The organism is Mesorhizobium sp. BH1-1-4, from assembly GCF_020165665.1.
Classification (GTDB): Bacteria; Pseudomonadota; Alphaproteobacteria; order Rhizobiales; family Rhizobiaceae; genus Mesorhizobium.
The window spans coordinates 326,194-336,149 of record NZ_JAIUIN010000006.1 but is presented as its reverse complement, the minus strand read 5'-3'; the positions used below and the strand labels follow the sequence as shown (position 1 = coordinate 336,149).

8 protein-coding genes and 1 riboswitch are annotated in these 9,956 nt (G+C 64.8%); of the genes, 3 read left to right on the top strand and 5 right to left on the bottom strand.

The features are described 5' to 3' along the window. Positions 1-70: 70 nt before the first annotated feature. Entirely contained in the window at positions 71-844 is a 774-nt protein-coding gene (locus tag LB569_RS14465; RefSeq protein ID WP_224537588.1) for an amino acid ABC transporter substrate-binding protein, read from the bottom strand. Positions 845-1,154: 310 nt separating this feature from the next. Here LB569_RS14465 and LB569_RS14460 point away from each other — a divergent pair, with 310 nt between their 5' ends. Continuing rightward, the gene (locus LB569_RS14460) at positions 1,155-2,018 is read left to right on the top strand and encodes an RNA polymerase factor sigma-32 (RefSeq protein WP_140702316.1); all 864 of its coding nucleotides are present in this window, start codon (positions 1,155-1,157) and stop codon (positions 2,016-2,018) included. Between the two features lie 15 nt (positions 2,019-2,033). On the opposite strand, the gene LB569_RS14455 is transcribed toward LB569_RS14460, so the two are convergent. The 4 genes from LB569_RS14455 to thiB form a co-directional block, all read right to left on the bottom strand. Next, positions 2,034-3,440 carry a M48 family metalloprotease gene (locus LB569_RS14455; protein ID WP_224537818.1) on the bottom strand — a complete coding sequence of 469 codons (1,407 nt, stop codon included), beginning with the start codon at positions 3,438-3,440 and terminating at the stop codon, positions 2,034-2,036. A gap of 323 nt (positions 3,441-3,763) precedes the next feature. Then, entirely contained in the window at positions 3,764-4,540 is a 777-nt protein-coding gene (thiQ, locus tag LB569_RS14450; RefSeq protein ID WP_224692894.1) for a thiamine ABC transporter ATP-binding protein, read from the bottom strand. Next, positions 4,533-6,152: a thiamine/thiamine pyrophosphate ABC transporter permease gene (gene thiP / locus LB569_RS14445; RefSeq protein ID WP_224692893.1), complete on the bottom strand. Its 1,620-nt coding sequence runs from the start codon at positions 6,150-6,152 to the stop codon at positions 4,533-4,535. Before thiP ends, thiQ begins: the two co-directional genes overlap by 8 nt. A 64-nt stretch (positions 6,153-6,216) precedes the next feature. After that, entirely contained in the window at positions 6,217-7,215 is a 999-nt protein-coding gene (gene thiB / locus LB569_RS14440; protein ID WP_224692892.1) for a thiamine ABC transporter substrate binding subunit, read from the bottom strand. A gap of 43 nt (positions 7,216-7,258) precedes the next feature. Beyond that, positions 7,259-7,373, bottom strand: a riboswitch (TPP riboswitch). Positions 7,374-7,459: 86 nt separating this feature from the next. Between thiB and LB569_RS14435 the strand changes: the two genes are divergently transcribed. Then, positions 7,460-8,119 (top strand): thiamine diphosphokinase, encoded by a 660-nt coding sequence (locus LB569_RS14435; protein WP_224692891.1) that lies wholly within the window; start codon positions 7,460-7,462, stop codon positions 8,117-8,119. Between the two features lies 1 nt (position 8,120). Then, a complete protein-coding gene (locus LB569_RS14430) occupies positions 8,121-9,938 on the top strand; it encodes an ABC-F family ATP-binding cassette domain-containing protein (RefSeq protein WP_224692890.1) in 1,818 nt (605 codons plus the stop codon). Positions 9,939-9,956 lie beyond the last annotated feature (18 nt).

The following is a 9,956-nucleotide window of genomic DNA, read 5'->3' as shown; positions in this document are numbered from 1 at the left end:
CCCCCCCCCCCCCCCCCCCCCCCCCCCCTGAGCGGGGTTCGGGACCTGCGGAAGGCCCCCGTGCGTGAAATTACTTCGACACGTCCTGGCCGAAATAGGTGTCGGCGATCTTCTGATAGGTGCCATCGGCCTTGATGTCGGCCAGCGCCTTGTTGATGGCCGCGACCAGTTCCGGGTCGCCCTTGCGGACGATGACGCCGGAGTAATCGGCATTCTCTTCCTGGGCGGCGATCTTCACATTGGCGTCGGGCTTGTGCTTCTTGAAGTCGAGGAACGACAGGCTGTCATTGATGGTGGCGTCGGCACGGCCGGTCAGAAGAAGCTGGATCGACTGGTCGAAGCCATCGGTGCCGACCAGTTCGGCGCCGTTCGATTCGGCCAGCTTGCCAAAATTGGAGGTCAGTGACTGTGCCGACTTCTTGCCCTTGAGGTCGGCGAAGGTCTTGATGTCGGTGTTGTCGCCGCGCACGATCAGCACCGCCTTGGAGGCGATGTAGGGATCGGAGAAGTCGTACTTGGCCTTGCGGGCGTCGGTGATGCCGACTTCGTTGATCACGGCATCATAACGGCTGACGTCGAGGCCGGCGATCAGCCCGTCCCACTTGCCTTCGAGGAACTCGACCTTGACGCCGAGCTTGTCGCCGATCGCCTTGGCGATTTCGACGTCGAAGCCGACCAGCGCGCCGGAAGCGTCATGATAGGTGAAGGGCGCGTAAGTGCCTTCCGTGCCGACCTTGATGATGCCGGCCTGCTTGATCTGGTCGAGATTGGCGCCGGCATGGCCCGATGCAACGGCGAGCGCCTGCAGCGTTCCGGCGATGATGAGCGACTTGAGCCATTTCATTTTTCTGTGATCCCGTCCTTGGCCCTGATGTCAGGCATGTTGTGAGGGCTGGAAAATGACAGATGCAGGGCGAAAAAATAAGGAATGAAATTTCAAAGACAGGCAACTCCAGAAATCAAATTCTCTGAAGATATTTCTTTGCGCATTCGGAGGCTCCAGGCAGCCGCGCCGAATTGCCCGGACTTCGGCGCGCGCCGGCCTGCGGCGGCGGAACCTTTCCCGCGCACGGCAGTTTTGGCTGTTCTAGGGCACGACGCCGTCATTTCAAGCCGGTGCCTGTCATTCGCACCGCCTGAGCCAGGAGCGCCTTATGATGGAAGACACGGCAGGTCGGATCATGGTCCGCGCGGCAATGAGGGCGCCTTACCTCGAGCGCGACGAGGAACATCGTCTCGCATTGCTCTGGAAAGAGGACAACGACCAGAACGCATTGCACAGCATCACCGTGGCCCATATGCGGCTGGTCATTTCCATGGCCTCCAAATTTCGCCATTACGGCCTGCCGCTCGGCGACCTGATCCAGGAAGGGCATGTCGGCTTGCTGGAGGCAGCCGCCCGCTTCGAACCCGAGCGCGAGGTGCGGTTTTCGACCTACGCGACGTGGTGGATCCGCGCTTCTATGCAGGATTATATCCTGCGCAACTGGTCGATCGTGCGCGGCGGCACCAGTTCGGCGCAGAAGGCCCTGTTCTTCAATCTCAGACGTTTGCGCGCCCGCCTAGCGAACGGCGCCGAGCCGCTTTCCAACGAGACGCTCTATCGTGAGGTTTCGGTTGCGCTCGGCGTTTCAGAGGCCGATGTGGCAATGATGGATTCGCGGCTGTCCGCGCCGGATTCCTCGCTGAACATGCCGCTTGCCGACGATTCCGGCGCCACCGAGCGGATGGACTTCCTGGTTGCGGACGACCCCCTGCCCGATGAGGTCGCCAGCGACACGATCGATGTCGAACGCCGTTCTGGATGGCTGAAAACAGCGCTCGGCGCGCTCAACGCACGTGAACTCAGGATCATCGAGGAGCGCCGGCTGAGCGATGAGGGCGCCACGCTCGAGGCGCTCGGCGAGACTCTCGGCATTTCCAAGGAGCGCGTCCGCCAGATCGAGGCCCGTGCCATGGAAAAGCTGAAGGTGGCGCTGGTGAAGCAGAACCCGGAATTCCTGGCGACCGCCGCCTGATTCTCGCAACGAGCGCTACTTGTCGGTGACGATCTTGACCTTGTCGCCGGCCGAAACCGCGGCACCCGGCGACAACGCATTAAGCACGCGGAACAGGTCGAGCTTGCGATCGACCCCCACCATCTGCGCGGCAAGCGAGCCCATAGTCTGACCCGGCTGTACCGTTAGTACGCGGATATGCAGCGGCTTCAGGGCCGCTTTTTCGGCCGGGCTCAGGATGCGGAAGGATCCGCTGACCGAACGCGCCACCGTTTCCAGCGAGGTGCTGGCCGACGGTGCCGCGGTCAGCAGGCGATAGACCTGGCCGCCGGCGCGGATCACCGCGATATCGAACTGCCAGCCCTCGGCGCCGGCATGCGCGGTCGCCGCCTCATTGCCGTTGATGGTTTCCTGCTTGACGGTGCTGTCGTCGAGGCCTGCCACCCAGCCGCTTCTGATATAGTCGGTCAAGGCGCGGTTCTTGTCGATCGAAACGCCGTCGAAGCGGATCGCTATGTCGCCGGGACCGGTCGCCGTCACCGCTGCCGCCGAATTGTCGATGATGAAACCGTCCGGCACCGTGAACGACACGCCAAGGCCCGGATGCAGGAAGGTCTCGCCCCGCACATACCCTTCTTCCGGCGTATCGCCATAGAGCAGGCCATCTATGCCGGCAAGAAAGGAATCGCGGTCGCGCGTGCCGAAGCCCGGGGCGCCGAACTGGCGCGCGTGGCGCTGCGCCAGGTCGATGCGCTGCGGTGTGTTGGGATGCGTGGCCAGGAAGTCGAGGCTGGCGTCGGTGGCGCCTGATATCGAGCGGAAATCGGTATAGGCCGACATCGACTGCAGGAAGCGACCGGCCGCGTAAGGATCGTAGCCCGCCTCGCCAATCGACTTGATGCCGATGGCGTCGGCCTCCAGTTCCTGGTTGCGCGAGAACTGCGCCAGCCTGAGCTTGCCGCGGATCAGCGCCGCCTTGGCGGTCGGGCTGTCGCCGAGCACATCGGAAACCACCTTGGTTGCCAGGCCTTCCTCGGCCTCCAACTGCTGGCGCTGCAGCCCGTGATTGGCGGTGACGTGGCCCATTTCATGCGCGATGACGGCGGCGAGCTCGGACGAATCATTGGCCAGCGCGAGCAGGCCGCGCGTGATGTAGAGATAGCCGCCCGGCAGCGCGAAGGCGTTGACGTTGGGCGAATTGAGGATGGTGATGCGATAGGTCTGGGTCGGGTTGGCCGACACCACGGTCAAATTGCCGACCACCTTGGCGACCATGCGCTCGAGCTTGGGATCGGAATACTCGCCGCCATAGGTCGCCAGGATGCGCGGATGCTGCGCCTTGGCGAGTTCGGCAAGCTTGCTGTTGGCGGCGACATTATCCACCGTGATCGGCTTGTCGGACGGCTGGAAGCCGGATTCCTGCACGTCCGGCGGCGTGAACATCTGGCAGCTGGCGAGAGCCACGGCAAAGCCGGCCAGCGCCAGAAAGCGCGCCAGCGGATTGCGTCTTGCTCTGTCAACGCCGATCGCCAGAACGGCTTCCTTTCAGATCCTGGGCGCATGACCATGAAAATCGGGGGCGATCTTCGGAGCCGTCATGCGCAAAAAACAAACTGCTACAGCATCCGTCACGCGTCCCTCGGGGGCGTGCGGCGGATGCTGTAGGCAAATCACGGCCTGTGCCGGACCAATAGGGCGGACCTAGCCACACTACATGGACCATGGCAAGCAAGCGTCCCTTCGCCAGAAGCCGGTTTGACCGTAAATTATGTCGGCTTCCGGGCAATATCTCGTGATACGGAATCCCCGGCACTGGCGCCGATATAGCGCCGGAATGCCTCTGGACCAGCCCCGGCGAAGAAATCGTCCGCGGCGCCTGCGGCAGCGACCGCGCCATTGTCCAGAAACACCACATTCTGGCCGATGCGGCGGGCATCCTGCGGCTGGTGCGTGACGAACAGCACCGTCATGCCACGCTCGGCATGCAGGTCGGCAACCAGGTCGAGCATGTCGTTTCGCAGGGCGGGCCCAAGCGAGGCGAAGGGCTCGTCGAGCAGCAGCACCGGGCGGTCACGCACCAGCACGCGGGCAAGGGCGACACGCTGGCGCTCGCCGCCCGAGAGTTCGCGCGGCAGCCGCTTCTGCTTGCCGGCGAGGCCGGTGCGCGCAAGCGCCTCCGCGATATCGGCGTGGTCGGCTTCTGTCAGCCGCAACGATGGCGAGCGGCCGAGCCCGACATTCTGCTCGACGGAAAGATGGGCGAAAAGATTGTTTTCCTGAAACATCATCGACACCGGCCGCGAGGCTGGCGGCTCGGCGCCGACATCGGCTCCGCCGATCAGCACACGGCCGGACAGTGGTGTCTCGAACCCGGCCAGCAGATTGAGCAGCGTCGACTTCCCCGATCCGCTCGGCCCCATGATGGCGGTGATTTCGGCCGCCGCGAACGCGACATCGAAGGAAAGCGGAGCCTCGCCATAGGTGAACGAAACCTTCTCCAGCCGCACTGGAACACCTTTCGTGGCAATCGCTCCGTCAGACATCGCGGCCCCTCTCCCTTCCCAGCCAGTCCGCTGCCAGCACCAGTGCTAGGCAGACCAGGCCGAGCAGCAGCGCCAGGCCGGCGGCGTCCTGCGTGCGGTAGCTGCCCATGCGTGCCAGGAGAAGGTAGGGCAAGGTCTGCACGGAATCACTGCCGAACAGGGCGATGACGCCGAGATCGCCAAGCGACAGCGCCATGGCGAAGGCAAAGGCGGTGGCAAGCGGGCGCCGCAGCGACGGCCAGTCCACCAGCCGCAACCTGGCCAGGCCGGAAATGCCAAGCTGCGCGCAGAGCCGTTCGTGGCGCTCGCTCGCCGCATCATAGGCGGGGCGGATGGCGCGCAGCGCGAAAGGCATCGCCATGACGGCGTTGACGGTGACGACCATGATCGGGGCGATGGCAAAGACGTCGCTGGCATGGCGCAACAGAAGGAACCAGCCGGCACCGATGACGATTGGCGGCACCACGAGGACAAAGCCGGCGCCGGTGTCGGTTGCATGTTCGAGCAGCGTCCTCGGACCGGCGCGTCGGTTCAGTGCCAGCGCCCGGCGCGCCATGGTCAGCGCCAGCGACAGCATCACGGAAAGCCATGCCGACAGGAAGGCCAGCACCGCACTGGTCAGCGTCGCCTGCCGGACGGTGGCCTCCCCGGCCAACCGGCCGAGATCGGCGCCCAATCCGGCCATCACGGTCGCGGCCATCGGTCCCGCGACGAACAGCAGCGCCAGCACGATGAGCAAGGCATTCAGTGTGGTTTCGGTCCCGTTGACAGAGAGATAGCGGCGCGGCGCGACCGGGAGGTTGGCGTCGCCGACGACATTGGCGCCGAGCCGCGCCAGCGCCAACACCACGATGAAGGTCAAGGCGATCTGCAGCAATGTCAGCGCGACGGCACGCGCCGGATCGAAATCGAAGCGCAAGGCCTGATAGATGCCGACTTCGAGCGTCGTCGCGGCCGGCCCGCCGCCGAGCGTCAGCACGATGGTGAAGGATGTGATGCAGAGCATGAAGACCAGCCCGGCGACACCGGGCAGAGCGGCGCGCAGCGTCGGCCATTCGATCAGCCGGAACGCCGGACGCGCGCCCATGCCGAGCTGGCTTGCCAGCCGCCACTGGTCGGAGGGAATGGTTTGCAACGCTTCCAGGAACAGGCGGGTGGCCAGCGGCAGGTTGAAGAAGACATGGGCGACGAGAATGCCGGACAGGCCGTAGATGCCCGGCCAGCCCTGACCGCCGACGGCACCGAGCATGCCGGCGAAGTAACCGGCACGGCCATAGAGCGCCAGGATGCCGAGCGCCGCGACGATCGCCGGCAGCGCCAGCGGCACGGCGAAGAGTTGCAGAATGAACGCGCGGCCGAAGAAGCGTGGATGCCGGGACAGGGCTCGCGCCACGAACAGCGCCGGTATCACCGAAAGCAGGGTCGAGAGGGTTGCCTGCCAGAGCGTGAAGCGCACCACGCGCAGCAGGTAAGGATCGAAGGCCGCCCAGGCGCCGGAGAGGTCATGCGCGCCTTCGAGGAGCAGCCCGGCAAAGGCGCCGCCGATCAGCAGCGCGATCCCGGCGAGCGCGACGACGCCGGCGGTGATGCGGGGATCAGACGCGCGTTGCACGCCGCACCGTCAGCAAATGGGCCAAGCTTAGAGCACTCATCTCAGGATGATTAGCCCATAAAACCTACTTGCTCATCACCGCCAGCCATTCGTCCACCCAGGCCTTGCGGTTGGCCGCGACCTCCTCCGGGCTGAACAGCAAGGTCTTGGTCGGCTTGACCAGCTTGTCGAAGGCCGGGTTTAGCGGCTTGTCGGTCTTGCCGGCCGGGAACATCCAGTTGGTCTCGGGGATGGCGTCCTGGAATTTCGGTCCGGTCATGAAGGCCATGAACTTTTCCGCCAGCGGATTCTTGGCTCCCGTGGTGGTGATGCCGGCGACCTCGATCTGCAGGTATTCGCCCTCTTCGAACGACGCGGCCTGGTAGCGCTCGGTATTCTCGGCGACCATGTGATAGGCCGGCGAGGTAGTGTAGGACAGCACCATCGGCGCCTCGCCCTTGGTGAACAGGCCATAGGCCTCGCTCCAGCCCGGCGTCACGGTCAAAACCTTGGTCTTGAGCTTGGCCCAGGCTTCCGGCGCCTTGTCGCCATAGACCGACTTCACCCAGAGCAGCAGGCCGAGGCCGGGCGTCGAGGTGCGCGGATCCTGGATGACAATCTTGTCGTCGGCGCTGCCCTCGACCAGGTCCTTCAGGCTTTTCGGCGGCATCGTCAGCTTCTGCGTATCGTAGACGACGGCGAAATAGCCATAGTCAAAGGGGACAAAAGTATCGTCGCTCCAGCCGCCCGGCACATCGACATCGCTCACCGCGCCATGCGGCGCGAACAGGCCCGTGGCCTTGGCATCGGCGGTGAGATTGGTGTCGAGGCCGAGCACGATGTCGGCCTTGGTCGAGGCGCCTTCCAGCTTGACGCGGTTGAGCAGCGCCACGCCATCGGCAACCGAGACGAACTCGACATCGCAGCCGCATTCGGCCTCGAATGCCTTCCTCACCACGGGACCTGGACCCCAGTCGGCGGTGAAGCTCTCATAGGTGTAGACGGTGAGCTTGTCCTTGGCCAAGGCCGGCCCGGACAAGGCCACTGCCGTGGCTGCGATGAGAGAATATAAAATTGCGCGCATCGGCGCCTCCTTCGTTTGCGTTGAAAGGAATTGAGGCGTCGGACTGTCCGAAACGTCTAATCCCTCCGCCGGTACAAACCGGATCAGGTTCAGCGGGTTGGCGAGACTGCCTCTCAGCCGGCCCGCGAAATTCGCGTCCGGCACCCCGTTAGAGCGTTCCGACACATAGGCCGGCCCGAAGACCCGCGCAAGTGGGAGTTTGCCGCCTTCCGTTTCCCGTGCCGGGCTGGTAAGGCGACGGGATATGAGCATATTCACCATCCTGCTTGGCGGCGATCTCATCCGCACGCCCCGGCTCGACCGCCAGGTCGAAGGCTCGCGCGTCATCGCCGCCGACGCAGGCATCGGCCATGCCCGGGTGCTGGGCCTTGTCCCGGAATTGTGGGTGGGCGATTTCGATTCGGTTCCGGCCGATCTGCCTGCTGACCTCGCCGCCGTGCCCCGCCAGACCTTCCCGGCGGAAAAGGACAAGACCGACGGCGAACTGGCGATCGCGGCGGCACTCGGGCACGGGGCGACCCGTCTCGTGCTGGCGGGCGCCTTCGGCGGCAAGCGCGCCGATCACGCCTTCCTGCATCTGGCACTTGGCCTGCGGCTGGCCGAGGCCGGAACGGATGTGCTTTTGACCAGCGGCGCCCAGGAGGCTGTCCCCTTGCTCAACGGCAGGGCGAGCTTCGATTATGCCGACGGCACGCTGTTTTCCATTCTGGGCTTTTCCGAACTCTCCGGTCTGACCGTCACCGGCGCCAAATGGCCACTCGACAAGGTCGAGGTGGCTTTCGGTTCGTCGTTGACCATTTCCAACGAGGTCAACTTCGACAAGACCGGGGGCCGCCTCGAGATAGCGCTCGGCAACGGCCGCGCGCTGCTGCTCGCCCATCCCTATCCCTCACCTGAAAGCTGACATGGCCCCGCCTCTTCTCAATCTCGACGGGATAAGACTGACTTTTGGCGGCACGCCGCTGCTCGACGGCGCCGCCTTGACCGCGTCGGCCGGCGACAAGATCGCGCTGGTCGGCCGCAACGGGTCGGGCAAATCGACGCTGCTCAAGATCGCCGCCGGCCTGATCGAACCGCAGGACGGCGAGGTGTTCCGCCAACCTTCGGCGACGGTGCGCTATCTGCCGCAGATGCCCGACATGGACGGTTTTGCCTCAGTGCGCGCCTATGTCGAAGCCGGGCTCGGGCCTGCCGACGATCCCTACCGCGCCAGCTATCTGATGGAACATCTCGGCCTGTCGGGCGAGGAGCGGCCAGCAGACCTCTCCGGTGGCGAGGCCAGGCGCGCCGCTTTGGCTCGCGTAATGGCGCCGGAGCCCGACATTCTGCTGCTTGATGAGCCGACTAACCACCTCGATCTCTCGGTGATCGAATGGCTGGAAGAGGAACTCGTCCGCACGTCCTCGGCGCTGATCGTCATCTCGCACGACCGCCGCTTCCTGGAGCGCGTGTCGCGCGCCACCGTCTGGCTCGACCGTGGCCAGACCCGTCGGCTGGATAAAGGTTTTGGCCATTTCGAGGAATGGCGTGACGTTGTGCTGGAAGAAGAAGAGCGCGAACAGCACAAGCTCGGCCGCCAGATCGTGCGCGAGGAACACTGGCTGCGCTATGGCGTGACGGCACGGCGCAAGCGCAACATGCGACGCCTCGGCGAACTGCAGACCATGCGCCAGCGGTTTCGCGGTCATCGCGGCGCCGAAGGCAGCGCGACCATGGTCGCCAGCGACGCCGCCGAGTCCGGCAAGCTGGTGATCGAAGCGAAGAACGTCGAGAAGAGCTTTGGCGACCTCACCGTGGTCAAGGGCTTCTCGACCCGCATCCAGCGAGGCGACCGCGTCGGTCTGGTCGGGCCAAATGGTGCCGGCAAGACGACGCTTCTGAAGATGCTGACCGGCGAATTGGCGCCGGATGCCGGCTCGGTGCGGCTCGGCACCAATCTGGAGATCGCCACGCTCGACCAGAAGCGCGAGGCGGTCGACCCGCAGGAGACGCTGGCGCAATACCTGACCGACGGGCGCGGCGAGAACCTCGTCATCAATGGCGAGCAGCGCCATGTCGTCTCCTACATGAAGGATTTCCTGTTCAAGCCGGAGCAGGCGCGCACGCCGGTGCGCGAACTGTCCGGCGGCGAGCGGGCGCGGCTGATCCTGGCGCGCGTGCTGGCGCGCCCTGCAAACCTGCTGGTGCTCGATGAGCCGACCAACGATCTCGACATGGAGACGCTGGAACTGCTGCAGGAACTGGTCGCCGGGTTCGCCGGCACTGTCATCCTGGTCAGCCACGACCGCGATTTCCTCGACCGCACCGTCACCAGCGTCATCGCGCCCGAAAGCGGGGGCCGCTGGGTCGAATATGCCGGTGGCTATTCCGACATGCTGGCGCAGCGGGGCGGTACCAGGCTCGACGACCGCAAGGCGCGCGCCAAGTCCGAAACCAGCGATGCGCCCACTGCCAAGGCTGAACCCGCCGCACAAAAGGGGCCGGCCAAAAAATTGTCGTTCAAGCAGAAATTCGCGCTGGACTCGCTTCCCAAGAAGATCGAGGCGGTGACCGCGTCGATCTCGCGCCTGGAGAACAACATCGCCGATCCGGCCTATTACGAGCGCGATCCGGTCTCGTTCCAGAAAACCATCGCCGCCCTCGACAAGGAGCGCGCCACCTTGGCGGCGCTCGAGGAAGAGTGGCTGGAACTGGAGATGCTGCGGGAAGAGATGGAAGGGTGAAGAGCGTTCGGCCGTAGG

Coding starts and splice junctions, on each gene's coding strand:
- LB569_RS14465 (WP_224537588.1), bottom strand. CDS start 844: ATGAAATGGCTCAAGTCGCTCATCATCGCCGGAACGCTGCAGGCGCTC.
- LB569_RS14460 (WP_140702316.1), top strand. CDS start 1,155: ATGATGGAAGACACGGCAGGTCGGATCATGGTCCGCGCGGCAATGAGG.
- LB569_RS14455 (WP_224537818.1), bottom strand. CDS start 3,440: ATGTTCACGCCGCCGGACGTGCAGGAATCCGGCTTCCAGCCGTCCGAC.
- thiQ (WP_224692894.1), bottom strand. CDS start 4,540: ATGTCTGACGGAGCGATTGCCACGAAAGGTGTTCCAGTGCGGCTGGAG.
- thiB (WP_224692892.1), bottom strand. CDS start 7,215: ATGCGCGCAATTTTATATTCTCTCATCGCAGCCACGGCAGTGGCCTTG.
- LB569_RS14435 (WP_224692891.1), top strand. CDS start 7,460: ATGAGCATATTCACCATCCTGCTTGGCGGCGATCTCATCCGCACGCCC.
- LB569_RS14430 (WP_224692890.1), top strand. CDS start 8,121: ATGGCCCCGCCTCTTCTCAATCTCGACGGGATAAGACTGACTTTTGGC.